This is a genomic window from Streptomyces sp. NBC_00425 (assembly GCF_036030735.1).
Classification (GTDB): Bacteria; Actinomycetota; Actinomycetes; order Streptomycetales; family Streptomycetaceae; genus Streptomyces.
Window position 1 is genome coordinate 178,238 of sequence record NZ_CP107928.1, and the last position, 25,080, is coordinate 203,317.

A 25,080-nucleotide genomic window follows, 5' to 3' on the forward strand; every position below is an offset into this window, starting at 1 on the left:
TGACCCAAGTGGACAACACCGCGACCGACCGCTTCGACACCAGCCAGTTCGAGGCCAGCCGGAACCGGCTGGCCTCGCTGGCGTACCGGCTGCTGGGCTCCGCAGTCGATGCCGAGGACGCCGTGCAAGACGCGTTCCTGCACTGGCAAGCCGCCGACCGGCAGCGGATCAAGGTGCCGGAAGCATGGCTGACCAAGGTCGTCACCAACCTCTGCCTGGACCGGCTCCGCTCGGCGCAGGCCCGCCGCGAACGCACCGCGGGTGCCTGGCTGCCCGAACCGCTCCTCGACGGCGACCCGATGCTCGGCCCGGCCGACACCTTCGAACAGCGCGAATCGGTCTCCCTCGCCATACTGACGCTCATGGAACGCCTGTCACCCGTCGAGCGGGCCGTCTACGTCCTGCGCGAAGCGTTCTCCCACACTCACGCCGAGATCGCCGCGATCCTCGACCTCACCGAGTCCACAAGCCAGCAACACCTCCACCGGGCCCGACGCCGCGTCACCGGTGCGCGCCGCGTCGGCGAAGAGGAAGTCGATCCGGCATCCGCCCGCAGGATCGTCGAGGAGTTCCTCTCCGCCGCAGCCTCGGGCCGCACCGAACGGCTGGTCGCGCTGCTCACCGACGACGCCACCGCGATCTCCGACGGTGCCGGCCTGACCGAGAAGCTGCTGCAGTTCGACACCGCGCAGCGCATCGCCGCCGTCGCACGGGCCGGCTTCAAATCCACCCCCGCGAAACGGCGACTCGCCGGCGGCACGCCCGCCGTCCACTACGCGCTCGTCAACAACGCCCCGGCCATTCTCTTCGTGATCGGCGACCGGGTCATCGGCGCCGTGACGTTCGATATCGCAGGAGGCAAGATCGCATCGGTGCGCGGCATCGCCGCCCCCGCCCGCCTCGTCCGCCTCACCGAAAACTGGAGGCAGCACGAACCGGACGCGCCGCTCATCACCCAGTGGTGAGCCCCTCACCGACCGCCGTCCGGCGCAGCGCCCACGTTCACGGCCAGAAGCTCGTTGAACGGCTGCTACCCCGCCCTGGCGGCGTGCACAAGGGATGGACGGCGACACGCCTCGCCGCCGGTGTCGATGGGCGCCGTCCCGGATGGTCGGCGCGTAGTCCCGGAGCAGTGTGGGGCCGATGAACCCGGGTTGTGTCCTATCAGTCCGCTTGTGACGGACCATTCGAACGCGTCGATCCACGTTCGCGCCGTGGTGGCTGGGTGGGTCGGCTCGTACCTCTCTTCGTAGTGCAGCCCTTGGTTGCTGGGTCCTCATCGTCAGTGGGAGGGGGATCTCGAAGTCGCCGTCGGAGAAGCAGGCGAGGCTCAGCACGCCCATGGCGCACTCGGCGGCGGTGCGCGAATCGGGTGTCTGCAGGGCGGGGTCGGACACGGAGCGTGCGCCGAGGTGCTCGGCCGGTTCCTCGCCGAGTTCCCTGAGCCCTTGCCGTAGCGGCCTGCGCTCCACACCATGTCGTGCCACCGGTCGAAGGCGCGGCCGCCCATGTCGTCGAGTGCCTGCTCGATGCGCTGTTGGGTGACGGCGTGACGGCTCACTTCGTTGATCGTCATGCGAGCCATCCTGGCAGTGGCCACCGACAGCCCAGTGCCCGTCCGGCCTTCGCCAGCCGGCACCCCGCTGCATCCCCTGCGGTAGACCCTTCCTTCACCATTCGCACGTGTGTGCGATTTCGAGTTATGGTGGATACCTGAAGAGACCGCAGGTCAGGGAGTGACAAGCGAAAGGCTGGAGGTGTGGGGTCGTGGATTTACTCATCTGCACGTCGCATCCGGCTACTCCGCCCGCTACGGAGCCTCCCTCCCCGGCGCTCTCGTGCAGCGCGCCGCCGAGCGCGGGATGACCACGCTCGCGCTGACCGACCGAGACACCGTCGCGGGCACGGACCGCTTCGCTATCGCCGCCGCGGCCGCCGGTATCCGGCCCGTCGTCGGTGTCGACGTCGCCCCCTTCGCCCCCCAGGACCCGACCGCCGGCCCGTCACGTACGCCTGTGCGCGGCGGCGCGCACGTGATCGAGCCGCCGCTGCGGATCACGCTGCTCGCGCAGAACGCGGCCGGGTGGGCGCGGCTGTGCCGCCTGGTCTCCGCTGCACATGGCGAGGCCGACGGCGCGGCGCCGGTCGTGTCCTGGGCCGCCCTGCGCGCGTGCGCCAACCAGGACCTGGTGGTGCTGCTCGGCCCGGCCTCCGAACCGGGACGGGCCCTGTCCGCCGGCCGCCCCGACGTCGCCAAGCAGCTGCTCGCGCCGTGGCGGGGGCTGGCCGGAGAGCGGCTGCGGCTGGAAGCCGTGTACCTGGAACGACAGGGTACTGGCGCGGGCTCGCTTCGGCTGGCCGCGCGCACCGTGGGCCTGGCAGACCAGCTCGGCGTCCGTACGGTGCTGACGAATGCGGTCCGCTATGCCGACCCCGACCAGCACCGACTAGCCGACGTTCTCGACTCAGCCCGGCTGCTGCGGCCCGTCGACCGCCGGCATCCAGATGCCGGCGAACGCTGGCTGAAGGGCCCGGACGCCATGTCGGCGGCCGCCGACCGCATCGCCCAGGCCGTCGGCAACGGCCCCGCCCGGGCGGTCCGTTTTGCTGGCCGAGACCGAGGCCACCGGCCAGTCCTGCACCCTCACCCCGGCCGATCTTGGGCTCGGGCGGCCCCACTTCCCCGAACCCTCCGTCGTCGGCGCCGGCCCCGAGCGTGGTTCAGCAACGCGGCTGCTGCCGCAGCGGTGTGAGACCGGGATGGTCACCCGGAGCCTGGACAGGGACGAACATGCCGTACGACAGCTCGGCTACGAGCTGGACGTCATCGGCCGACTGGGCTTCGAGGGCTATTTCCTGGCCGTGGCCCAGGTCGTCGCGGACAGCCGGGCACTCGGGATCCGGGTTGCCGCGCGCGGCTCCGGCGCCGGGAGCATTGTCAGCCATTCGCTGTTCGTCGCCCTCGGCAAGCGGTAAGCACCTCTAGGGTGTGCATCGAGAAGATCCAGCGATCGGTCCGGAGATGCCATGCCTCTGCAGATGAAGTTGGGTGCGATAACACTCGATTGTCCTGATCCGCTGGCTCTGGCGGCGTTCTATCAGCACGCCACCGGTCTCGAGCCTCACCCGAAGTCGGACGCCGACTTCGCTGGTCTCCACCGTGAGGACGGACTCCTCATCGGCTTTCAGCGGGTCGATGAATATAGAGCTCCGCTTTGGCCTGGCCAAACCGTTCCTCAGCAGCTTCATATCTGCTTCAACATCGAGATCGAGGACGACCTGGACGAGGCCGAGGCCCAACTGCTGGAGCTGGGTGCGGGCAAGCCTGATCATCAGCCCCATGACGAGGCCAGGGCGCGGGTCTTCACTGATCCGGCTGGACATCCCTTCTGCCTGGTCAGACGCTGACTGCGCATGCTCGCCCTGCTGGCCAGCGCCGCGCTTCCCTTCCACTCTCTTCGATGCACAGGACGCGGCGGGTGATGTCGGGGGTATGTCCGTGCCGGCCGGTCGCGGCCTGACCCCTCGAACACGGGACCGAGCCCAGCCCAGGGCATTACATCTTCAGGAATACGCGATCGCCATGAAGGCAGCGAGCGCGATCGTCAGGGCCGGGATCAGCACGGGGTACGCCACGGCGTCACCGGCCGGACAGTGACGGAGGGAGGGGTTAGGCGCGCATGCTGCCCTCCGAATGGGTTAGCGAGTCGAACGCCAAGGGCACGGAACTTTCCTCACTGGTCCGAGGGCACCTCCCACAACTTGGGTCTGGTCTCGCAGCTTGCCGACTCCCTCCATAGGTCACCAAGAAGACGTACCTCGGGTCGCAGGTAAGGGACCCGCCGAACCGGCAGACTGCCCGCCATGAGCACTGCCCGCCGTCCGCTCGGCACCGGACCTATGAGCACAAGGACCACGGCGGAGGAGGAGCGGCTCCTGCGGCTTCTGCCCGTCGAACTTGCCGACGTCGTCGACGAAGAACTCGACGAGGACCAGGAACACGGCGAGGCGGTGCCAGCCGAACCCCCGACAGGCCCCCGGCGCCGGAAACTGGGCGGCCGGGGGCAGGAGACGTCAGCGAGTTAGTGCGAACCGATGGATGTCGACGGGGACGGCGATGCCACCGAAGACGGCGATGTCGACGAGGTCGAAGCGGAGGACGTCGTCGGCGGGATGGGGTTGTTGCCCAGCGGGTAGACGGTGGGGGCTTTCTCGTAGATCAGGTAGAGCGCCGTGACGACTGCGAGCCCTACGAGAATCGCGGCTCCGAGCTTGGGGTGCATGCGGTCTGCCGGGGCCGTGCCGTGAGGCGGCTCAGTCGTTGAGGCGGGCGAGGATGAGGTTGGGGTCCTTCGCCGTGAGGTAGGCGGCGCTCAGGACGTGGACGGTGTTGCCGCGCAGTGCGATGGAGGTCGGGCCCTGGAGGCCGTCGGCGGCGGTCAGGACGGTGATGTGGGTGCCGTCGGGCCGGACCAGAGCGACCTGGTTGACGGTGTCGAGGGCGGCGAGGATCTGGTCGTCGCCGTGGCCTGTGAAAGCGAAATCGTCGATCCCGGTCAGACCGGTGGCGGTAACCCGGGCCGTTCCTGCACTACCGTCGGCGAGGATCGGGATGCGGAGGATGGTGCCCTTGTCGAGGTTGGTGGCCCAGACCGCCCTGTTGTGGATCTTCAGGCCGTTGGCGCCGAGGAACCCGGCGGGGGCCAGCGCCGGGTCGGTGGACCAGGCGGTGGCCGTGCCGCCACCGGTGGGCACGCGCCAGATGGTGCCGAGGGCGGAGTCTGTGACGTAGAGGCTGCGGGTGCGGGCGTTGAGGGCCAGCCCGTTGGGCAGGCCGGCGGCGGGCAGCGCAGCAATACGCTGCGGACGGCCGCCCGGGCGCAGGCGCCATACGCCGGTCAGGTCCGCGGTACCGGTGGCGTACAGGAAGTACAGGGTGCCTTCGTCGGCGCGGACGATGCCGGTGGTCAGTGGGAAGCCCAGCGCCGGGGTATGGACGCCGCCGTCCGCAGTTCCGGGCAGGGTGGCCAGGATCCGTACGCTGCCGCCGGGGGAGAGCGCGGCGACCTGGCGGGCCTTGGCGAGGGTGACATACGCGGTGCCGTCCGGGGCCAGTGCGATGTTCTCCGGCGTCTGGCCCGTGGCCAGGTCGAAGTGCACCGCGGCCCGGGCGCACCGAAGCGGATCGGAGGTGGCCGACGCGGGTACCGGCGTGGCCGTCACGACCGCGACGGCAAGGACGGCCCCCGACACGGCGGTCTTGGAGAGCTTGGTGAACACGGGGTTCCTTCACTGTTTTCGGGCATGCGGCAGCGGCACGCCGAAGGATGAGGGTGGATCTGGCAGGGATCAGCACCCGCGGGTGCGGTCCGACCGTGGGGAAAGGTTGGTGCTGTGGGGTCAGCCGGTGCTGAGCCGGCTGACCGAACGGGCCGGGCCGGGCGGGGTGATGGCCTGGGCGAGGAGATCAAGGGCTGTTCGCGAGGGCGAGCCCGCCGTCGTGGTGGCGACCACGACGCTGGGGCCCTCCCCTTGGCTCAGGGTCTGCTGCATGACGGTGAGCGAGCCGACCAGCGGGTGCCGCATCTCGTACTCGGCGACCGTGCAGGCCTTGACCCGGTGGTCAGCCCACATCGAGGCGAATTCCGTGCTCTTCGCGCTCAGCTCACCTAGCAGTGAGTGCAGCGCGCCGTCCTGCGGATACTGGCCGGCCACCAGACGCAGGTTCCCCACCACCGCGCTCGCCTTGCCCGTCCAGTCGACGTACAGGTCGCGGGTGTGGGCGTCGAGGAACACCAGCCTGGCCATGTTGGGGCGTTCCGCCGCTGTGTCCGGGGCGCCGAGGGGAAGGTGTCCGGCGAACAGTGCGTGTCCCAGCCGGTTCCACGCCAGGACGTCACTGCGTCGGCCGATCACGATGGCGGGAACGTCCGCCAGCGCGTCCAGGAGCTGACGAGTCGCCTCGATCACGCGCTCCGGCGCGGGGCGCCGCCCTGTGCGGGGCTTGGCCGACCGGGCCAGATCGTGCAAGTGCAGGCGCTCGGACTCTTCGAGCCGCAGGGCCCGGGCGATTGCGTCCAGCACCTCCGGTGAAGCGCCCAGCGAGTGCCCCTGTTCCAGCCGGGCGTAGTAAGAGGCGCTCACGCCGGCGAGCAGCGCCAGTTCCTCGCGACGAAGTCCCGGTACCCGCCGCCGCTCGCCATAGGTGGGCACCCCGGCCTCGTCGGGCCGGAGTTGCGCGCGCCGCGTCCGCAGGAAATCTCCCAGCTGTGATGTCCCGTTCATGGCTCCGAGTATCAGCCGATCCGCACTGCACAGCCTCACCCTGTCTGGGATAGGCACCAGCGGGTCTGGCTCCCTGGCCCGTGTTGTTGGACGCCTTGCTGTATGGGCACGTAGGCGGGGATTCGCGACAGGCGCGGTGGACATGAGCGTTGATCTTCGCGTGGGAGTTGGGAGGGAAACATGGCCTGTGTTACCTGCTGCCCCCATTTCTATAACTCTTGATTGTATTCTCCATCTATGTCGCGGATGCGTGATGTTGACGGCACGACAGCTCCGGCCCCCTTGGGGGCGTTGACCGAGGCCCTCGAGCTTGCCAGGTCACGCCACCCCAGCACGGCACGGACCGTCACTCGAAAGTGAGTAACAGCCCCACCCCCGTGAGCTCGGCACGCTGGGCGTCGGAACATAGATTTCAACGCCTCCCCGAAGCTGCCGGCCACCCAGATCCTCGACCTGGCCGCCCTTTGCTGGCTCCACTCCGGCGAGTCCGTCATTCTGTTCAGGCCTGTCGGCGTCGGCAAGACACACGTTGCCCACGCCCTCGGCCACCAAGCCGTCCGTCAGGGCGCCAACGCCCGCTTCGCCAAGACCAGCCGCATCCTCGCCGAGCTAGCCGGCGGCCACGCGGACCGCACCTGGAACCGACGCATCCGCGAACTCATCCGCCCCGACCTGCTCATCCTCGACGACTTCGCCATGCGCCAGCTGTCCGCATCCCAAGCCGACGACCTCTACGAACTCGTCTCCGAACGACAGGGCCGGTCCCTGATCATCACCAGCAACAGGGCGCCCAGCGACTGGTATCCCCTCTTCCCCAACCCGGTCGTCGCCGAGTCCCTGCTGGACCGGCTGATCAACTCCAGCCACCAGGTCATCATGAACGGCCCCAGCTACCGCCCCAACAAGCGACCAAAGGGCCCCACCGGCAAACCGGACACCACCGCCAGCTGCTGATCGGAACTCCCCCGAGACGATCGTGCTACATGCCCTCAGCTGTCGAGCGAGCCGATGAAGCGGTCCAGCCGAGAGACGACTTGCCGCAGGACGTCAACCGATCCTGCGGCATCGTCCACAAGCTCCAGGCCATGGTCCGCCAAGGGCACTTCCAGGACGTCGTGTCGCAGAGACGCAGCAATTCGTGAATCCCAGAGCTTGTCGGCACTTCCGCCGATGAGGAGAGTCGGCTCCATGGTTCGCCGGAGAGCCGCGGCAACGTGGTTGTTGGTCAGAACCGGGGTGAGCCAGGCTGCCGGGATGTTGCTGTCGGCTGTGATGCCGCAGGCGAGGGAGCCCAAGGACTTGCCGACGACGAGCCGACAAGCCCCCGCCTCTGCTTCGATGGCCCCGGCGACCTGCCGTTCCACCCATGCGATCCGATCGTCCACCGTGAACTGCGCAAACCCATCGGGGATCTGCCACCACAGCTCCTGGACCGTCCAGCCGTGCTGGAGCAGGACGCTCCGGGCGAAGTGCAGCAACGGGCGGGCAGGCGAGTAGCCGACACCTGGAACGACAACCGCGACACGATCTCGGCCTCCGTCGAAACGGGTGGGCATGGCGAAGGGGGCGGGATCAGACATGGCCGCAGACTACTAGTCAGTAGATCACCTGACTCCCGGTGCTCGAACGCCGCCACAACCACCACCTGAATTACGTGACCATGAGCCCTGGGTAATTGTTTGACCGTCGACAACGCCCTGCACCACTGCCCCGACGCGGCGAAGCTGGCCGGGCCGTGGCGTGACCTGGGAAGGGACGATCTGACGTCCGAGGTGTGGGCGATGGGGAACCTTGCGAACCATGACAGCTGACGCACGCGCTGCCCGCCCGTACACCCTGTCTGTCATCTGAGGCGATGACCGCGCTGTGCCTCAGGCCGCGGGTGGTGTGGACGCTTCGGCTGCGCGGCGGCGTTCGGCGTTGATGCGCTGGGCTTCCTCGAGTTGGTCTTCGAGGATGATGATGCGGCAGGCGGCCTCGATGGGGGTGCCGTGGTCGACGAGTTCGCGGGCGCGGGCGGCGATGCGCAGTTGGTAGCGGGAGTAGCGGCGGTGTCCGCCTGCGGAGCGCAGCGGGGTGATGAGGCGGGCTTCGCCGACGGCGCGCAGGAAGCCCTGGGTGGTGCCGAGCATCTCGGCGGCCCGGCCCATGGTGTAGGCGGGGTAGTCGTCGTCATCGAGACGCCCGAAGGAATCGTCTGCTGTCATTGCACCTCTCTGTGGAACACGTGGAGGGGCCCTGGTGCCATATCGCACCAGGGCCCCGAAGGAACGACTACACCATCTGCCGGCCCTAGTAATTCGCCGGCCTTCTGTTACCGCGCGCCCGGCCTGAGCACTGCCGGGGATGCGGGGATCGCGGATGCGTGACCGGAGACCACCTCACTATCGATGTCCTGCGGTACCCGGACCCACTACTTGTCCGGGCGATCCTGATGGCGCTCGGCTCCTCCGTCCTTTTCCTCTGATCTTTCACTTGCCAAACCGGTACTGCGGTCCTGCTGGTGGCCTGGAACAAGCGCCACTCTCCGGCAGCCAGCCCCGTCGCCCGTCCTGCATCTGCTCTGGCTTAGAACCCCACTGCCGAACCTCCCGGTACGCGCGCCCGCAGTCAGACGCCTTTACCGGGGAACCACTGGAAAACTGCACTGCTTTGTACTGCGGTCCTGCTCATGGCGGCCCCTGATCACTGCGGGCCGCCCGGTCCGGCCGTCAGTCCCGTCGCCGTCCTGCGACAACCCTGGCTTCGGAACTCCACCGCCGCACCGTCCTGCGTACTGCTGCCCGGCAGTTCATCTCTGCCGGGCCCTTCACGATCTCGTCTACGACAGAAACCATAACCGGCCCGACACCCAATGTCTACTCCAGCCAACACAGATTTTCGCGGGTCCGGCCGCGAGGTAGTCGATCACGAACCAAGGCGAACAAGCAGACCCCTGGCCCCTCCGACAGCGGCGCGTTCTGGATGGCGCGCCGCGCGCAGGGTGCTGAAGTGTGCCTCGATCGAGGTCGCGGGGTGGCCGCGGTCGCCGAGGTCGGACAGGTAGGACAGGACCGCGTTCGGCCCGTTCTCCGCCCAGTCGTAGGTGGCGCACAGTGCGTACGAAGGCCAGCGGGTGGCCCGGGCGTTGCGGGAGGTACGCGGGACGACGTGGGAGAGTGCGGGCGGCGGAGGCCGAGATCCGCTCGCCGGCGGCGGAGACGATGTCCGGCGCGGCACCGACGCCGAACGGCCGGGCCGCTGCCGGGCCCGGCGAGGATGAGTTCGGCCGACGTCATGAGGCGTCCTCCTGCCTCTCGGCGGGCGGTGCCTGCCAGGTCAGTGTCTCCAGCGGCGGCCGGGCCGGCCGGCGGGAGGCGGGCAGCGGGAGTGCGGCGGCGGACAGCGGGTCGCTGAACAGGGCGGCCGGTACCGTGCGGGCCGGGGCGCCGGGCCGTAGTCTTGGCGCCGGGAGCGTGCCGGTGGGGCTGGGAGATGGTCAGGACCTCCCCGGGACCGGGCCGGAGCAGCCCCACACCGGGTCCCTGGAGGCCGTCGGACGTGGCTGGGATGGTGCCGCCGTACTCGTTCGTCGCCGCCCTTGAGTCGGGCCGGAGGTCCTGGTGCCAGCTGCTGGATGCTGTCCGTCTCGGGCCCGAGGATGACGTCGCGGAGGTCACCGCCGCCCAGCTCCGCCGGGTGGTCACGGACCTGATCGAGATGGGCCGCTGGCACCTCGGCGACCGCGACATCCTCATCGTCTTCGACGCCGGCTACGACGCCCCGCGCATGGCTCATTTCCTCGACGGCCTCCCCATCGAGGTTCTGGGACGGATGCGCTTCGACCGCGTCATGCGACGGCCGACGCCCTCCCCCAAGGAGTACGCCCTGGCCTATCCCCAGGGCGGCCGACCGCCGAAGCACGGCAAGGAGCTCCGCTTCGCCAAGCCGGCGACCTGGGGCGAGCCGGACGCAGCCACGCTGCAGGTCACCGACCGGTACGGCACCGCCCGCGCGATGGCCTGGGACCACATCCACCCCCGCCTGACCACCCGCTCCGCCTGGATCGACCACACCGGCGACTCCCCCTCATCGAAGGCACCCTGATCCGCCTCCAGGTCGACCGCCTTCCCGGCGGCGGAGACCCGCTCCCGCTCTGGCTCTGGTCGTCCGTCACGGGCCTGAGCGGCGAGGACGTCGACGTGCGTTGGCAGGCGTTCCTGAAGAGGTTCGACATCGAGCACCTCTTCAGGCTGATGAAACAGACTCTCGGGTGGACCCGTCCGAAGCTGCGAACCCCCGAGGCGCCGGCGAGCGCTGGACCTGGCTGATCATCGCCGCGCACACCCAGATCCGCCTTCTGCGCGAGGCCGCCGCCGACTTGCGGCGGCCGTGGGAGAAGCCCGAGCAGGGCCGGCTCACCCCGGCCCGAGTCCGCCGGGGGTTTCGGAACCTCCGCCCGCACCTGCACTGCCCGGCCCGTGCACCGAAACCCGCAACCCCAGGCCCTGGCAGGACACTTGGCTCGAAGAACCGGCGGCCCGCCACCCGCTACGACGTGGGCAAAACCGTGAAACGACCCGAGAGCATCACCGAACGAAACCGACTCAGACCATAAAGAACAAGTTGAGAAGCTGTTTCATATCCGCTGATCTGGAGCCTTTCTGTGACATCGGCGTCGACACGTCGCTCAGCTTGCGCGCGGCCCGTCAACAGTGAGCTCGCCGTCGGGTGCCAGGGTGAAGCGGACGCCTTCCATCGCGGTCGTGGCGGTGGCCGAGGTGCCGTAGGCCTTCAGCGTGAAGTCGTCCGCCTTGCCGTAGTGCCCGTCCGCTTCGGCGGCGTCACTCCAGGAGTTGACCCGCACCCATACCGACCAGTGGTGCACCCGCTTCTCTTGCCACGGTCCCCAGCTGTCCTGGGGCAGCAGCCCTGCGCCTCGGCCCGAGAACAGGTACCAGCCGACAAGCCCGAGCAGGGCCGCGACTGTCACGGCCATGAGCCGCGGCGTGGTCGGTCGCCAGGGAAGGCGGATAGCGGGCACGGGGATTCCTTCCGTTCGAGTCGAGCTCTGTCGGAGTCGAAGACGGTCCTCCGCCGGGCCTCGCTCCGTTGAGCCACCGTTTGCCGGTACAGGCACACGAGGTCAGTGATGCCATTGGGCGCCGTACCGGGAGCGGCACGCGTGCCACAAGGTTTCCGCAAGGTCCTGGCCGCACGATGCACGTATGTGCCGCGCGACCTCTGAGAGCCCGCGCGGGCATGGCCTTCGTGGTGATCCCAGTAATCAGTGATTCCAGAAAGGGGACTTTCATGTCCGCTTCCTCGTCCGTATCCTCGCCCCGCCCGTCACGGCCGAGGCTCGCGGCCGTCTCCGGTCTGGCGTTGACCGTGTCGTTGGTCGGTGCGGCCGTCGTGCCGACAATGGCCTCCGCGGACACCGGCGACCGCACCAGGACCGTCGACTGTGCATCGCTGTACGTGTCGGACAGCGGCGGCACGGTCCACGCCAGGACCAGGAACTGCACGGTCACCTGGGGCAAGAACATCCACGACAACGTGTACTGGCAGACCGTGAAGTTCCAGCTGCTCGACGACGACACCGACGGTGTGTGTGCCAAGGCGAACGCGATCGCATCCGACTCGGGGAAGAGCGCCTCGTTCAGCGAGTGCGACGGTGTCTGGACGACGAAGACCGCCACGCTGAACGGCCGCAGCTCCAACATCTTCATCAGGGTCGCCTACGGGTCGCACTCCCAGCACGGCAAGATCAGCACGAACATCGGGGCGCCTTCCGGGTTCTGATCGACGGCTCGGGGCGGGGCCGGGGACGCTCTGATGGATTCCGAACCAGGGCAGTGACGGCAACGGATGGGCCGATGGTCGGCGACAAGGCGATCGCAATCCACGGTTCCGCCGAGTCCCCGCGGCGCCGCTCCGACCCCTCCGCCTCCTCCTTCTCCTGGTCCGCTTCGATTTACGTCGTCGGTACGGTCACCTGCGTGCAAGGGAGTTGGTCGGCGACGGCATTCGCGTAGGCGCCCGCGCGGTCACGGCCGTCGGTGAGGCAGAACCCCGGCGTGCGGTTGGGCGGGGTGGTGGCCCAGACGCTGAGAGCCGCCGCGCGCTCGTCGCCGGAACCGCCGTCGTCCCCGTCGGGCAGCAGCCGTGCCCGAGCCACTGATGCTGGAAGGCAGGATGACTCAGGGCTGGGCGGATGAGCGGTGGATGCTCTGACGGGTGGGCTGCGGGTGTACGTCTGGGTCGACGGCATCCACCTCAACGTCCGCCCGGAGGAGCCCAAGCCTGCGTGCTCACCCTGGTCAGGGGACGCGCCGACGGCTCGACGAAGGCCATCCAGGACATCCACAACGCCGAGGACAAGCAGCACGCCCACACGGCGATCAAGACGTTGGCCCAGCCCTGCGTTCGACCTGCTCCTCGCGGTCGGAGCCGTGGCATGCGCCCTTTCCTGAACCAATCGCACGCCTTACGGCCAGAGCTTCGCCATCCACCGCGAACCGGTGGGCAAGCGGATCACCACGGCGATCGTGCTGGCCGACGACCCCGGCGGGACGCTGCCGGCCGTCAGCTGTGACCGGGTGAGATCTCGGACAGGCGATCACACACCGGCCGCCGGCCCGTCCGCCAGCACCACGATGCCGTTCCCCTCCGGCGTCTCCACCACCGTGTGCCCCCGCTGGACCAGCAGGCCCGCCACCGCGGCCTGCACCGCCACCCGCATCCCGTCGCGGGACGCCCCACGCTGATGTGCTGCCAGCGCCGTGAACCCGTGCGACATCGTCCAGCTCACCAGCACGCCTCCGGGCGCCTCGCTCACCCTCTGCCCCGGCGCGGCGTCGCCCCCCTGATCGACGACATGGAAGCCCGCCAGCTTCAGGGCATGACATACCCGTCCAACGAGCTGGAGACGGACGGACAACACACGCCTCGCCTGCCCCGAAGGAATCGGATCATGTCATCGGCTGCTGCGGACCCAATCGAAGCAGCTCCCGCTGCCGGGCTGACGGCGGCGAGCAGCGGCAGGTCGCGGCGCCAGTCCTCGTGTGTGAGCAGCTGCTCGGACGCCCACGCCATCAGGTCGGTCGCGGTGTGGGTCGTCCACCGACCAGATGGTGGCCCAGATGGCGCAGCCCAGCGTGCGGCTATCTCCAGATGTTGCTGGAGTGATCACTGTTCATGTCCCCCACAGTCTGGAGAAAGACCATGATGGGTATACGTACGGCTGTTGCGGCCACTGTGCTGGCTGCCGCCGCGGTTCTGGCTGGTTCCGGCGTGGCTTCGGCCGGCGAAGGTTCCGGAGACGACGTGGTCCAGCAGGTGCTGGACGCGCGATGCAACGACTTCACCTCTCAGGTGGGCCTGATCAACGTCAACCAGGGCCCCGTGTGCATCGACTTCGGCTCCGCAGAAGCCGGCGCCCAGAGCACCGGCAGGACGTACGACGACGGCGAGGGCCAGAGCACCCTCTCCTGCAACTCCTTCGTCCAGCAGTACGGTCTGATCAACGTCAACGAGGGCCCGGTCTGTATCAAGTTCTGAGCCCACGCTGACGCCGGGTCCGGAGCGTGATCACTCGGCCGGGCCGCCGACGAGGGAGCCACGCTGTCCGGAGGAGCCAGAACCGGGTTCGAGGCCCTCAGACGCGGTCGCGGCGGGGAGTTGGAGCGCCGTCGAGGACGCGGCCGATGCAATTGACATGCTCGCCGAGGCCCTCGCGGCGATCGCCCCGGAGGTCGCCGCGAGGTCTCGCCGCGGTGCTGGCCGCAACCGCCGCACCGCCGCCGACTCCGCCATCGAGGACGTCGCCGAAGTGCCCGCGCCGGGCTCAAGGCGTCCGCGTGGACGCGGACTCGGGGGCCCGGTTGGAAAGGCGTACGGACCACCGGCTGACCTGTCCGGACACAGAAGGGCTCTGGGGTTTCCCCCCAGGGTCCTTCCTGCTGCGCGTGGGCATCTACGTTCCCACCTCCCCGCGGTTCGCCACTACACCGCCGGCGAGACCAGTCCGGTGGCAGCGTCGTCAGGGTCGTCCAGGAGCTCCCGCCCCGCTTCGACGCTCCGGGAGACCGCTATGACGATCTCTACGCCGCCCTGACCAATTCGCCCGGCATCGTGCCCTGGCCGCGGGCAGGCCGGCGTGCGAAGGGTGTCCTCCACGCCTCGAGCCATCTGATCGGGCGCTCTCTGGCTCGGCCTGGTCACGGGCTAACTGAGTTGCTGTGATCGGGCGGGTGTTCGCGCGACGAGGAGGGCGATGTCGTCGGTGTGGTCGGTGCTCAGACCGGCGAGCAGTTCGTCGCAGAAGGTGTCGAGGTCTTCGCGGGCGAGGGCGGCGGCGTGCTGTCGTAGACGGGTCATGCCGTGCGTGAGGTCTTCACCGCGGCGTTCGATGAGGCCGTCGGTGTACATGAGCACGGTGGAGCGGGCGAGCAGGGTTTGGGTGGCGTGATGGCGTGGGAGGTCGGGGTCGACGCCTAGGAGGAGACCGCGTCCGCCTTTGAGGTAGTGGGTGTCGCCTTCGTGGGTGATCAGCAGGGGTGGCGGGTGCCCGGCGCTGGAGTAGGAGATCGTCCAGCCGTTGTCGTCCTGGTCGAGGAGGGCGTAGAGGCAGGTGGCTGTGGCGTGGGGATAGAGGGAGTGGTGAGCGACATCGAGGCGGCGCAGGATGTGTCCGGGAGCGTCTTGGCGGTCGCAGCCGATGCCGCGCAGCATGTTGCGCAGCTGGCTCATGGTGATCGCGGCACGCAGGTCGTGGCCGGTGACGTCACCGATGATCATGGTGGTGCTGCCGTCGGGTAGGGGGAAGCTGTCATACCAGTCGCCGCCGACTTCGGCGGTGGTGGCGGCGGGTGTGTAGCGGGCGGCCATCTGCAGTGGGCCGATCTTGGGGAGGCTGGGCAGGAGGGAGCGCTGGAGGCGTTCGGCGATGTGCTGGGGCTCGCGGTGCAGCCGGGCGTTGTCCACGCCCAGGGCGATGCGGTGGGTCAGGTCTTCCACCATGGCGAGGTCGTCGTGGGTGAGGGGTGCGCGGTCGGCGGAGCGGCCGATGGTCAGGGCGCCGAGGACTTGCCGGCGGGCGCGTACCGGGGCGACCACGGCAGTGTGGGCGCCGAGCTGCTCGAACAGCTCGAGCTGACGGGCGTGCAGCGGGTCTGCGGCCTTGTCGGGGCTGGAGATGTCGGCTGCGGTCAGCAGCAAGGGGCCGGCGCCGATGAGCACGCGTGACAGCGGGTCGCTGGGGTCTTCCGGAATGGCGGGCAGCGGCCCGGACAAGCCGCCTACTGGCAGTATGCCGGGATCGCGGTGGACGACGCTGACCCGGCGGGGGCGGCCGTCGTCGTCGAGGAGGTCGACCGCGCACCAGTCCGCCAACTGGGGCACCAGGATCCGGCACACCCGTTGCACCGCGGCATAGGAGTCGAGCGTGCTGGTCATGGCGGTGGTCGTCTCCGCCAGCAGCGTCAGCCGGTCCAGAGCCCGCTGGACCACCTGGTCCACCTCGAAATCGTCCATGCTCCCTCCTTCCCGCCAGATCTCCCTCTATGGAGGTCTGTTGTCAGGACTGCTGGTGGGCTCAGTGGCGGTGTGACGACCGTCTTCCGGGGTCGGGGGAACCGGGAGCCCTCACCCGGGCGGCGCCGCAGATGACCGCTGGCACCTTTTCTGACCATAGTTACAGGAGAGCAAAAGCCTGATCACCTCGGCGCAGCAAGAGCGGCTGCACAACCCTGCAACTGCCGGGCTTTTGGATGGTCTTGCGCACGGCGTCTGGGCGGCGCTGCCACGTTCGTCGGCTCCACGAGAAAGCCGATCGTCGAGGCTGGGTCTGGGATCGTCAGCCGTATGGGGCGGCATGCCGTCGCGTGGTGGGGGAAGGCGGAGGCGGCGCCTGTGGGTGTGGCCTCGCCCCGCATGCCGGCGTCGGGGTGGCCGTGGTCGAACTTCCCCGAGTCGACTGCGACCACCCCGAACAAGCGGAAAGGGCGGCGCCATCTGAACTCTGCACGGTCAGGCCAGCCAGTCTGCACCTGGCGCCCCACATGTTGTGCCGCTGCTCTTCCGCTGCCGGGCGGGTACCACCGGTTCGGTTCCCTTCTACCGGCTGCGCCCGACCAGTTAGCCGGCCTCGCAGACCCGTCGTGCAGGTGCGCCTCCCCTGCGTGGTGGCGGCCGAAGTGCGGAGCGGGCGGTCGGCGCCTGACGTGGTTCGGTGTCATAGCCAGCCGTTGCGGCGGAACGCCCGGTACAGCAGGCCCGACCCCAAAGCCATCAGGGCGAGCACGCCGGGGTAGCCGTAGCGCCAGTCGAGTTCGGGCACGTGGGCGAAGTTCATGCCGTAGATCCCGGCGACCATGGTGGGGATGGCGAGGATGGCCGCCCACGCGCTGATGCGCCGCATGTCGTCGTTCTGCCAGGTGCCCACCTTCGCGAGATGGGCGTCGAGAACGGAGGCGAGCAGGTCGTCCAGGGCGCGGACCTCGGTGTCGGTGCGGGTGAGGTGGTCGGCAACGTCACGGAAGTACGGCACCACCTGCCGAGGCCATTCCTCCCGCGCCGTCGTGAACGGCTGCACGACCGGGAGCAGCGGCCCGACGGCGTCCCCGAACTCCACCACCTCCCGTTTGAGCGAGTAGATCTGCTCCGTCAGGTCATCACGGGCGGGTGAGAACACGCACCGTTCCAGCTGTGTCAGGTCCGTGCGGACCTGGGCGGCGGCTTCGGCGTAGGCGTCGACGATCACATCGGTCACTGCGTGCAGGACACTGACGGGTCCGAGCTCTCGCATGTGAGGCTGTTCCTCGAGGCGGCGGGCGGCCTCCGCGGTGGGATCGTTCGCGCCGTGCCGCACGGTCAGCGCGAACGACGGACCGAGGAAGATCATCACCTCACCGGTTTCCACATCCGCGGTCTGCTCGACGAACCACAGCGTCTTCACCGCCACCGCCAGCACGTCGCCGTAGCGCTCCTGCTTCGGCCGCTGGTGAGCCTGCACCGCGTCCTCGACGGCCAACGGATGCAGTTCCACATACTCGCCCAGCCGCTGAAGTTCCTCCGGCCGGGGTTCGTCCATACGGACCCAGGCGAATTCCTCCGGCTTCAGCACCGCCAGACGGTCCAGGACGGCCTGGCATCCTGCGTCCGCCTGCTGGCAGTCGATCCGCTCGCAGGCCCCCGTGTGCAGTTGGTAGATCACGCATTCCATGCCCTAACGGATGCTTCCGCAGCAGCATTCCATGCTTTTGGAAGTGCCACGGCTGGCTGCGAGCAGCTGTCCGCCCCGGTGGTCCCCAGACCTTCGCACGGGAGGGCTGCTTGCCAGAGCACGAGTGGAACCCGGCCAAGGTATCGCCGACCGGGGGGATCGTCCGCTGTGATCGCCGGCGCTGTGCTGCTACTGCCCATGCCCGAGGAGGTGGGGCCCGTTCCTGAGGTGGAGCGCCGGACGCGCCGACGTGCTCAAATGCTGCCGAGCGGGAACGACCGCTGTCCGCATCCGCGAAACCGAGCCACCGCCGGGATCACGGCGGGGCCGATCGTCTTCCCCGAGGCCCGGCGAGCAGGGTGCGTTTTAGGCGCCCTACCTCGCCGTTCGTCTGCGGTCGGTACGGCCGGGTGCGTTTGTGGACGATGCCTGCGGCGCCCAGAGTTTGCCCGAACAGCCTGGACCTGTAGAAGGAGCCGTTGTCGGTGAGGAGGCGTTCGACGTTGATGCCGTGTGCCTTGAAGAAGGCGTTCGCGCGTCGCCAGAACGCTGTGGCGGTCTCCTTGCGTTCGTTGGTCAGGACCTCGCTGTAGGCGAGTCGGGAGTGGTCGTCGATGGCGGTGTGGATGAGGCTGGAGCGGATCACGGGACTGCCGCCCTTGCGTACACCGGTGGTGGCCTGCCGGTTAGCGAGGGCTTGCTGCCGGGGCATGATCCACTGGCCACCGCCGTCGGGGATGTTGCCGAGCTTCTTGATGTCGGCGTGGACGAGCTCGCCGGGCCGTTCGCGTTCGTAGCGACGGATCACTTGGCCCGTGGGCCGATCCATCCAGCGCAGCCGGTTCAGGCCGTGAGGCGCGTCAGGACACGGTGAACCGTTGAGGCGGGTATTCCCAGGATCGGGCCGATCCGGGCCGGACCGAGTTTCCGCTTGCGCCGCAGCGCACAGACCTGTTCCTCGACGTCGGCGGGGATCTCGGCTCGCCAGCGGCGCACCCATTTGTGAGCGGTGGTGCGGGAGATGCCGATCTCATCAGCGACGTGGGCGACGGGTCTGCCGGCCCGGGCCCGGTCGACCAGGAGTCGTCTGCCGTGGACGGTCAGTCGGGCATGGGGGTGAGACACGAAGACGTCTGTTGTGGTGCGGCTTGATCAGCCGTCTGACTCAGGCGGGGAGTGTGGCCATGTATGAGGCCGCCGACCGGATGGTCGGCGGCCTGTGGGGGTGGGTGAGGGAGGTGAGATCAGGCCGCGAGGCGGCTGCCGCGGCGCCAGACGGCGCGGGTGTTGAGGGAGTCGGAGATGGCGGTGGTGGGGTCGCCGTCAACGAGGAGGAGGTCGGCGCGCATGCCTTCGGCGATGCGGCCGCGGTCTTCGAGGCCGAAGCGGCGGGCGGTGGTGGCGGTGGCCGCGCGGAGGGCCTGGGCGGGGGTGAGACCGGCTCGGACCAGGTACTGCAGTTCGTGGTGGACGCTGGCGCCGTGGGCGAGGCCGCCCAGGAAGGGCAGGGGCAAGGAGACGTCGGTGCCGGCCAGCAGGTCCACGCCCGCGTCGGCGAGGGCCTTGACGGTGGCCAGGACGTCTTCGATCTTGCCCTGGGGGTAGTGGCCGAAGGCGGAGCGCAGGGCTTTGTCCCAGTCGGCATCAAGGCGGGAGGCGACGCGCGGGTCGTCGGCGAGGTCGCTGCCGGTGATGCCCATCATGGAAGCGTTCAGGACGACGCAGGGAGCGACGAACACTCCAGCACTCGTGATCAACTCGATGATCTCGTCGGTGTGGGGCTGGTCCATGAAGAGGTGGGCCATGCCGTCGATGCCCGCTTCGATGGCCATGCGGGTGGCATCCGCGGTCAGAGTGTGGGCGATGGTGAGCATGCCGTGCTTCTTGGCCTCGGCCACGCCGGCGTTCAAAGTGGCCTGGTCGAGCATTGGCAGGCCGGGGTGTCCTTCGATACTGCCGTCGTCAACCATAAACTTGATGTAGTCCGAGCCGCGCTCGATCAGCTGCGGGATGAAGGCAACCGCTTCTTCGGGGGTGGCGGAGAACGGCATGAGCGGCGGCGGTCCGGTCGGCTTCGCGCCTGCGGGCGGGCCGGGACGGAAGCCCTCGGGGAACAGTTCGCTGGGGTGGCCGCCCGGAGGGGTGATGCCGAAACCGGAGGAACGCACGTCGGCAACGGCGTCGTCCTCGCTGATGTGGGCCCGGTTGTCCCGCGTATTGGTGCCCTGCATCTCCAGCTCGGTCGTCACACCGAACCGCAGCGCCAACGCCAACGCGTCCCGGCTGGTGTGGACGTGGGCGTCGATCAGGCCCGGGAGCAGCGTGGCGCCACTACCGTCGACGATCTCGGCCCCTCCTGGGGCATTGCCGCCGATGCTGGCGATCCGTCCGCCCTCGATGAGCACGGTGGTCACCCCCAGCGTCTTCTCGCCGTCGAAGACCCGGGCACCGGTGATAGCGGTTATGGACATGGCTTACCTCGATCCTGGAGTACTCCCAATGTATACCTAACGCTATACACATGCATGGCGGCATGGTTATGCGTGCCGTTCGAAACTCCCTAGAATGGCGGCATGAGCAGTTCGTCAACACCTCCGGAGACCGGCAAGGGCCTCTTCGATCAGGTCGGACCTGCCCTGTCGCGACTGCGGCGGCGCGCCCCGGGCGGGCGCGGGGATCTGACCCGCAACCTCGTCCTGAACGTGGTCGCGGATGCGCCCGGCGAGATGACGGTGGGGGGCATCGCCACCGAGATGGGCGTCACCCAGCCCGTCGCCAGCCGCACCATTGCCGCCTGCATTGCCGACGGGCTGCTGCGGCGAGCCGCATCCCAGGCAGACGGCCGACGCACTGTCCTTGAACTCACGCAGGCCGGCGAAACCGAGCGCCACCGCTTCGCCTCTGAGCAGCGCGAGACCTTTGAACACATCACCGCCGCATGGGAGCCGACCGAGCGCACCCAGTTCGCCCAGTACCTCATCCGCTACAGCCGGGACGCCAGCGCCTGGTCTGCCCGGCTGATCCGTCGCAGCGAGGATTGACGCGAACTGGATCGCAGAGAACGGTGGCGACGATGCCCGCTACGCCGCCCGCCGAGTCAACACCCTGGCGCAGGATCGCGAAAAGTAGACGAAACCAGCCCTGGATCACTGTCAACAACGCTCGTGGTCAATACACCTAGTTCAGAGAAGTGACCAGGCCGAAGCTGATGGCGGCGATGAGGGGAAGCGCTGGGGGCGCAGGAGTCGCCACCGGTGCACCGGGCCCGCCCCAGCCAACCGCCGGCGATCCCCGCGAGGGGGTGTCCGTCAGGAGACGTTGCCCGCCACGGCTCCTCGGGCGGCACGGAGAGCCGGCACGGCGCGCGGTATGAGCAGGCCTGCGCCCGCACCCCACAGGACGGCCATGACGATGATCCAGAAGGTCTCCACTGAACGGAGCCTAATCCGGGGTTAAGGGCGTCTCGGTGGAGCGGATGCTTCTCGACGCTCGAGCATCAGGCTGCGATGCCTCCGGCCAGCCGGGTCTACTGAGACCTCTAGGCTGTTGAGGCCCGGCACCACTTTCGATTAGGCGATCATGCTGCTGGGACGCCTGCCCAATCGAGGCAGGCCTGCAGTTCGGCTTCTGCCTCAACCCAGGCCTGCCCGTCGTCGTCATCCCAGAAGTCCTGACTGACCAGCAGTTCGCGCACATGATGCTCTGGGCCACCTCCCCCAGAGGCGTCGACATAGGTCACCTCCGGGAACGGCTGCACGGCCAACGCGTCAATCGTCGAGAGGTACTGCTCGGTGGTCATGGGCGCAGGTTATGGGACCGCGCAGACAACCACCGCCGACCGTGCGCACCGACCAATGATCGGCCGGACAGCTCCTAGTGATCTGAGTCAGAGATTCGTCGGCAGTAGGCGGCGACTTTGTCGAAGATCTCGTCGGCGGACTTCGTCCAGACGAACGGTCTGGGGTGCTCGTTCCAGTCGGCGAGCCAGCCTCGGATGTCGCGTTCAAGGGCCTGAACCGAGCGGTGGACGCCGCGCTTTAGCTTCTAGGGCAGTGTCTCCCCGATCAGCAGATCGCCGTTCCCGGCACGCTCTGGGAGAGATCCTCAGGGTTGCTCGGGGTCAGATGCGACTGTCAGGACGATCTTCCCGGTGGTGCGGCCGGTTTCACCCAACGCGTGTGCCTGAGCAGCTCGTTCGAGGGGGAATGCCGCGTCGACGATCACCCGCAGGCGGCCGTCCTCGACCAGGGTGCTGATCTCGCGCAGCCCCTGCTGGTCAGGTTCGACGAGCATGAACACGGCTTGTACTCCGGCTTTCTCAGCCTGCCGGATGGGGAAGGTGTGGTCCGGCGGCAGCAGGGAGATGAGGATGCCGCCCCGGCGCAGGGTGCGCAGGGAGCGTGTCCAGTTGGGTCCGCCGATGCTGTCGAGGGCGACATCGACGTCGCGGACGGTGCCGGCGACGTCCTGGGTACGGTAGTCGATGAGCTCGTCGGCACCGAGCGTGCGCAGCAGGTCGTGCTTGGCGGCGCTGGCGGTGGCGATGACGTACGCGCCAAGGGCCTTGGCGATCTGCACGGTCAGGTGACCGACACCGCCGGCCGCGGCGTGGATCAACACGCGCTGCCCCGGCTGGACATGAGCGGTGTCGACCAGGGCCTGCCAGGCGGTGAGCGCGGCCAGCGGCATGGCACCAGCCTGGATGGGGTCGAGGCCGCGTGGGCGCGGGGCGAAGTGGCGGGCTGGTGCCGTGACGTACTCGGCATACGCGCCCGCCGGGTGCGGGAATCGAGGCATCCCGAACACCTCGTCGCCGGGATGGAAGATCGTCACGCCGGCGCCGACGGCCTCGACGGCTCCGGCCACGTCGAAGCCAAGGGTGAAGGGAGGCGTCGCTCCGGTGGCGAACACGCCGCGCTCGCGGGTCTTCCAGTCGGCGGGGTTCACGCCCGCCGCGCGCACACGGACCAGGATCTCGCCCCGGCCCGGCTCCGGTCGCTCGGTCTCGATGACCTTGAGGACGTTGGGGGCTCCGGCCCTGTCCTGGGACACGGCGCGCATGGTCGAAGGGGCGGTGATGGGCTGGGGCATGAAGGGGTTCCTTCTCCGGGGGGCGTATCGGGTTCTCGTGCCGGCGATCCCGGCACGGCCCAAGACTGGCTGGTCGACAGCGACCCCGGTGGTGGCGTGATGGCCATGTACTGAAAGGATCTGGCCATGCATCGTGTTGGCGTTCTGGCCTTGGACGGCGTCGTCCCCTTCGAGCTCGGCATCCCCGCCCGTGTCTTCAACGCCGCCCGCGACAGGGACGGCAACCCGCTGTACTCCGTAGCCACCTGCAGCCTGGACGGCGGTTCCGTGCGCACCGAGGGCGACTACGACCTCTCCGTTTCCCACGACGCCTCTCTGCTGGCCACCGTCGACACCATCGTCGTCCCGCCCTCTCACCGACTGGGACCGATCCGGGAAGAGGGCCGTCTGCCCGGCCCGCTACGTCGCGCCCTGGCCGCCATCCGCCCCGGAACGAGGATCGTCGCGATCTGCACCGGCGCCTATGTCCTGGCCGCCGCCGGCCTGCTCGACGGCCGTTCCGCCACCACTCACTGGCGCGAAGCCGACCGACTACAGCGGATGTTCACCAGCACCCGCATCGACCCCGCCGTCCTCTACGTTGACGACGGCGATGTCCTCACCTCCGCGGGAGTGGCGGCCGGCATCGACCTGTGTCTGCACCTCGTCCGCCGCGACCATGGCAGCCACATCGCCAACGAGGTCGCCCGCTCCTGCGTCGTACCGCCGTGGCGCGACGGTGGCCAGGCCCAGTACATCCAGCGCCCCGTCCCCGATCCGTCCAGCGGCAGCACGGCCGCCGCCCGGGCATGGGCCATGCAACACCTGGCCGAACCGCTCACGCTGGCCGACCTCGCCGCCCACACCAACACGAGCGTGCGCACCTTCAGCCGCCGCTTCCGCGACGAGGTCGGCACCACGCCCGGACAGTGGCTGACCCGGCAACGCGTCGACCTCGCGCGCCACTTCCTGGAGACCACCGACTGGCCGGTCGACCTGGTCGCCCACCGGGCTGGATTCGGCACAGGCGCCTCCCTGCGCCAACACCTCCACGCCACCATCGGTGTCAGCCCGCAGGCGTACCGCCGCACCTTTCGCCCTCAACAGGCAGCTGGCTGACCGACGGTTCGCATGGCTCAGCTATGCGCTTTCTGAGGCCCTGACGTTCAGCTCCGCAACCAGATCAGAAGCGCAGCTGCCATCACAGTGCCCAGGTAGACGTAACCGCGCTTGTCATACCGCGTGGCGACGGCCCTGAACGGCTTCAGCTTGTTCACCGCCCGCCCCACCGTTTTCCGGGCTTTGTATCGAGCCGTGTCGAAGCCCGGAGGCCGTCCGCCGCGTGACCCCCGACAATCCGGATTCGATGTAATCGATATCCGTGAATTCGACTGTGAGATCGCGTTTGAGAACCGCGCCTACTCGATATTGGCATGGAGGCCGAAGACGCGCGCCGCGCAGGTGTCTAAGGCTGTCCCGCCAAGATCGGTTTGATTATCCGGCCCGGGACGCTTCGCTCCGGGCTTGCGGTCCATCAGGCAACCGTCCCGCCCGCGTTGCGGATCAGCCGCTGGAGCACCTTCACCGTGGTGACGTAGTCCGCATCGTCGATGCCCTCGTGGAGGGCGGATCGGATCGCGGGGGCGTTGCGGGCCAGGTCGACGCGGGCCTGCTCCCCTTCTGGGGTGAGCCACAGCCGGTCATTGGTGTCCTGGGTCAGCCAGCCACGTTCAAGGAGCCCCTCGGCCTCTGCCGCCAGGTCGTCCTCGGGACGGATGTAGGAAGACATGACCTCTCGCAACTCGGGCAAGGTCATCCCCCCGCCGTCGGGCGAGATGTCATTCGCCGACAAGTTGCGCAGCAGCCAGAACTGGGGTTGGGTGTAGCCCTTTTCGGCCTGCTGGGCCCGGGTATACGCGATGAGCGCCTCGTAGGCGACACCGGTCCAGTACGCGGCGGGCTGTCCGGCGAGATCGATGTCGGAGAACTGCTGGGTCGTCATGGGGTATCCCCTCAAGGTGCTTCAGCGTGGAGCCCGCACACCGTGCAGGTCATGGGGGGACCGTATGACCTCAAGTGCAGTTGAGATCAAGCAGGTGACCTCCGGGCGTGGGGCGGGAAAAAAGGAACCTTGCCTCTGGTCCGCAGCTCTGCACTGCTCCTGGCCACCGCCCTTCTCGCCGCCGGACCGACCTGCTGCTCCGCGCTCTCGCCGTTCAACACCTGTGACGACACCGCGGCGCGGCTGAAGGACCTGCGCTCCCACCGATCCTGGAATCCGTCCCGAAGGGGGGCGGCCGCCCCGAAGAACCTTGCCTCGGTGTACGCGGAATGCGTCGACGACAGCGGCGGCGCCTGGCTGTACGCCGAACGTATCCATGCCTCCCCGGCTCCCGGCAGGAGGTCGTCGACTTCTACCGCACCACCGCCAAGGCGGACGGCTGGCGCCTGCAGCCCGACCCCGTGGACCCGGACATCGCCGACACTGAGGGCGGACTGTGCTTCACCAGGGGCGGGGA

23 protein-coding genes and 5 pseudogenes are annotated in these 25,080 nt (G+C 68.6%); 11 read left to right on the forward strand and 17 right to left on the reverse strand.

Going from position 1 to position 25,080, the window contains the following annotated elements; all coding sequences use genetic code 11:
- The first annotated feature begins 8 nt into the window (after window positions 1-8).
- Window positions 9-965, forward strand: a complete 957-nt coding sequence (locus OHS82_RS00655; RefSeq protein WP_328432950.1) for a sigma-70 family RNA polymerase sigma factor — start codon at window positions 9-11, stop codon at window positions 963-965.
- Window positions 966-1,330: 365 nt separating this feature from the next.
- On the opposite strand, the gene OHS82_RS00660 is transcribed toward OHS82_RS00655, so the two are convergent.
- Entirely contained in the window at window positions 1,331-1,576 is a 246-nt protein-coding gene (locus OHS82_RS00660) for a hypothetical protein (RefSeq protein WP_328432951.1), read from the reverse strand.
- A gap of 181 nt (window positions 1,577-1,757) precedes the next feature.
- Between OHS82_RS00660 and OHS82_RS00665 the strand changes: the two are divergent.
- From OHS82_RS00665 to OHS82_RS00675, 3 genes and pseudogenes are all read left to right on the forward strand, one after another.
- Window positions 1,758-2,961 (forward strand): annotated as a pseudogene (locus tag OHS82_RS00665) (PHP domain-containing protein); the annotation flags it as partial.
- A 66-nt stretch (window positions 2,962-3,027) separates the two neighbouring features.
- Complete coding sequence (locus OHS82_RS00670; RefSeq protein ID WP_328432952.1) at window positions 3,028-3,408, forward strand: VOC family protein; 381 nt, start codon at window positions 3,028-3,030, stop codon at window positions 3,406-3,408.
- 456 nt (window positions 3,409-3,864) lie between these two features.
- Window positions 3,865-4,086: a hypothetical protein gene (locus OHS82_RS00675; RefSeq protein WP_328432953.1), complete on the forward strand. Its 222-nt coding sequence runs from the start codon at window positions 3,865-3,867 to the stop codon at window positions 4,084-4,086.
- 228 nt (window positions 4,087-4,314) lie between these two features.
- Here OHS82_RS00675 and OHS82_RS00680 read toward each other — a convergent pair whose 3' ends face one another.
- Window positions 4,315-5,280 carry an SMP-30/gluconolactonase/LRE family protein gene (locus OHS82_RS00680; protein WP_328432954.1) on the reverse strand — a complete coding sequence of 322 codons (966 nt, stop codon included), beginning with the start codon at window positions 5,278-5,280 and terminating at the stop codon, window positions 4,315-4,317.
- A gap of 120 nt (window positions 5,281-5,400) precedes the next feature.
- Complete coding sequence (locus OHS82_RS00685) at window positions 5,401-6,285, reverse strand: helix-turn-helix domain-containing protein (protein WP_328432955.1); 885 nt, start codon at window positions 6,283-6,285, stop codon at window positions 5,401-5,403.
- Between the two features lie 408 nt (window positions 6,286-6,693).
- Between OHS82_RS00685 and OHS82_RS00690 the strand changes: the two are divergent.
- Window positions 6,694-7,239, forward strand: a pseudogene (locus tag OHS82_RS00690) (ATP-binding protein); the annotation flags it as partial.
- 35 nt (window positions 7,240-7,274) lie between these two features.
- Here OHS82_RS00690 and OHS82_RS00695 read toward each other — a convergent pair.
- On the reverse strand, window positions 7,275-7,865 hold the full coding sequence (locus tag OHS82_RS00695; protein ID WP_328432956.1) for an alpha/beta hydrolase: 591 nt from the start codon (window positions 7,863-7,865) through the stop codon (window positions 7,275-7,277).
- 99 nt (window positions 7,866-7,964) lie between these two features.
- On the opposite strand from OHS82_RS00695, the gene OHS82_RS00700 reads away from it, so the two are divergent.
- Window positions 7,965-8,096: a hypothetical protein gene (locus OHS82_RS00700; RefSeq protein WP_328432957.1), complete on the forward strand. Its 132-nt coding sequence runs from the start codon at window positions 7,965-7,967 to the stop codon at window positions 8,094-8,096.
- A gap of 60 nt (window positions 8,097-8,156) precedes the next feature.
- Here OHS82_RS00700 and OHS82_RS00705 read toward each other — a convergent pair whose 3' ends face one another.
- Window positions 8,157-8,492 carry a helix-turn-helix domain-containing protein gene (locus OHS82_RS00705; RefSeq protein WP_328432958.1) on the reverse strand — a complete coding sequence of 112 codons (336 nt, stop codon included), beginning with the start codon at window positions 8,490-8,492 and terminating at the stop codon, window positions 8,157-8,159.
- A gap of 1,351 nt (window positions 8,493-9,843) precedes the next feature.
- Between OHS82_RS00705 and OHS82_RS00710 the strand changes: the two are divergent.
- Window positions 9,844-10,882 (forward strand): annotated as a pseudogene (locus tag OHS82_RS00710) (transposase); the annotation flags it as partial.
- Window positions 10,883-10,954: 72 nt separating this feature from the next.
- Here OHS82_RS00710 and OHS82_RS00715 read toward each other — a convergent pair.
- Entirely contained in the window at window positions 10,955-11,263 is a 309-nt protein-coding gene (locus OHS82_RS00715; protein ID WP_328432959.1) for a hypothetical protein, read from the reverse strand.
- Between the two features lie 314 nt (window positions 11,264-11,577).
- Between OHS82_RS00715 and OHS82_RS00720 the strand changes: the two genes are divergently transcribed.
- Window positions 11,578-12,069: a hypothetical protein gene (locus tag OHS82_RS00720; protein ID WP_328432960.1), complete on the forward strand. Its 492-nt coding sequence runs from the start codon at window positions 11,578-11,580 to the stop codon at window positions 12,067-12,069.
- 172 nt (window positions 12,070-12,241) lie between these two features.
- On the opposite strand, the gene OHS82_RS00725 is transcribed toward OHS82_RS00720, so the two are convergent.
- Window positions 12,242-12,445, reverse strand: coding sequence for a hypothetical protein (locus OHS82_RS00725; protein WP_328432961.1), 204 nt, complete (start codon window positions 12,443-12,445; stop codon window positions 12,242-12,244).
- A 441-nt stretch (window positions 12,446-12,886) separates the two neighbouring features.
- The gene (locus OHS82_RS00730) at window positions 12,887-13,105 is read right to left on the reverse strand and encodes a hypothetical protein (protein WP_328432962.1); all 219 of its coding nucleotides are present in this window, start codon (window positions 13,103-13,105) and stop codon (window positions 12,887-12,889) included.
- A 488-nt stretch (window positions 13,106-13,593) separates the two neighbouring features.
- On the opposite strand from OHS82_RS00730, the gene OHS82_RS00735 reads away from it, so the two are divergent.
- Window positions 13,594-13,827 (forward strand): hypothetical protein, encoded by a 234-nt coding sequence (locus tag OHS82_RS00735; RefSeq protein ID WP_328432963.1) that lies wholly within the window; start codon window positions 13,594-13,596, stop codon window positions 13,825-13,827.
- Window positions 13,828-14,493: 666 nt separating this feature from the next.
- On the opposite strand, the gene OHS82_RS00740 is transcribed toward OHS82_RS00735, so the two are convergent.
- The 4 genes and pseudogenes from OHS82_RS00740 to OHS82_RS00755 form a co-directional block, all read right to left on the reverse strand.
- Complete coding sequence (locus OHS82_RS00740; protein WP_328432964.1) at window positions 14,494-15,801, reverse strand: PP2C family protein-serine/threonine phosphatase; 1,308 nt, start codon at window positions 15,799-15,801, stop codon at window positions 14,494-14,496.
- Window positions 15,802-16,501: 700 nt separating this feature from the next.
- On the reverse strand, window positions 16,502-17,491 hold the full coding sequence (locus tag OHS82_RS00745; RefSeq protein ID WP_328432965.1) for a magnesium and cobalt transport protein CorA: 990 nt from the start codon (window positions 17,489-17,491) through the stop codon (window positions 16,502-16,504).
- 352 nt (window positions 17,492-17,843) lie between these two features.
- Window positions 17,844-18,616: pseudogene (locus OHS82_RS00750) on the reverse strand (DDE-type integrase/transposase/recombinase); the annotation flags it as partial.
- 119 nt (window positions 18,617-18,735) lie between these two features.
- Complete coding sequence (locus OHS82_RS00755) at window positions 18,736-19,962, reverse strand: amidohydrolase family protein (RefSeq protein WP_328432966.1); 1,227 nt, start codon at window positions 19,960-19,962, stop codon at window positions 18,736-18,738.
- Between the two features lie 102 nt (window positions 19,963-20,064).
- Here OHS82_RS00755 and OHS82_RS00760 point away from each other — a divergent pair, with 102 nt between their 5' ends.
- Window positions 20,065-20,532 (forward strand): MarR family winged helix-turn-helix transcriptional regulator, encoded by a 468-nt coding sequence (locus tag OHS82_RS00760; protein ID WP_328432967.1) that lies wholly within the window; start codon window positions 20,065-20,067, stop codon window positions 20,530-20,532.
- Window positions 20,533-20,799: 267 nt separating this feature from the next.
- Here the strand turns inward: OHS82_RS00760 and OHS82_RS00765 are convergent, their stop codons facing one another.
- The 3 genes from OHS82_RS00765 to OHS82_RS00775 all read right to left on the reverse strand — a co-directional run bounded on the left by OHS82_RS00765 (window position 20,800) and on the right by OHS82_RS00775 (window position 22,582).
- Window positions 20,800-20,922, reverse strand: coding sequence for a hypothetical protein (locus tag OHS82_RS00765; RefSeq protein WP_443041115.1), 123 nt, complete (start codon window positions 20,920-20,922; stop codon window positions 20,800-20,802).
- A gap of 146 nt (window positions 20,923-21,068) precedes the next feature.
- Window positions 21,069-21,290 carry a hypothetical protein gene (locus tag OHS82_RS00770; RefSeq protein ID WP_328432968.1) on the reverse strand — a complete coding sequence of 74 codons (222 nt, stop codon included), beginning with the start codon at window positions 21,288-21,290 and terminating at the stop codon, window positions 21,069-21,071.
- 305 nt (window positions 21,291-21,595) lie between these two features.
- Entirely contained in the window at window positions 21,596-22,582 is a 987-nt protein-coding gene (locus tag OHS82_RS00775) for an NADP-dependent oxidoreductase (protein ID WP_328432969.1), read from the reverse strand.
- Between the two features lie 126 nt (window positions 22,583-22,708).
- On the opposite strand from OHS82_RS00775, the gene OHS82_RS00780 reads away from it, so the two are divergent.
- Entirely contained in the window at window positions 22,709-23,680 is a 972-nt protein-coding gene (locus tag OHS82_RS00780; RefSeq protein ID WP_328432970.1) for a GlxA family transcriptional regulator, read from the forward strand.
- A 47-nt stretch (window positions 23,681-23,727) separates the two neighbouring features.
- Here the strand turns inward: OHS82_RS00780 and OHS82_RS43320 are convergent.
- Window positions 23,728-23,913: pseudogene (locus OHS82_RS43320) on the reverse strand (IS5/IS1182 family transposase); the annotation flags it as partial.
- 182 nt (window positions 23,914-24,095) lie between these two features.
- Complete coding sequence (locus OHS82_RS00790; protein WP_328432971.1) at window positions 24,096-24,563, reverse strand: MarR family winged helix-turn-helix transcriptional regulator; 468 nt, start codon at window positions 24,561-24,563, stop codon at window positions 24,096-24,098.
- Between the last annotated feature and the right edge of the window lie 517 nt (window positions 24,564-25,080).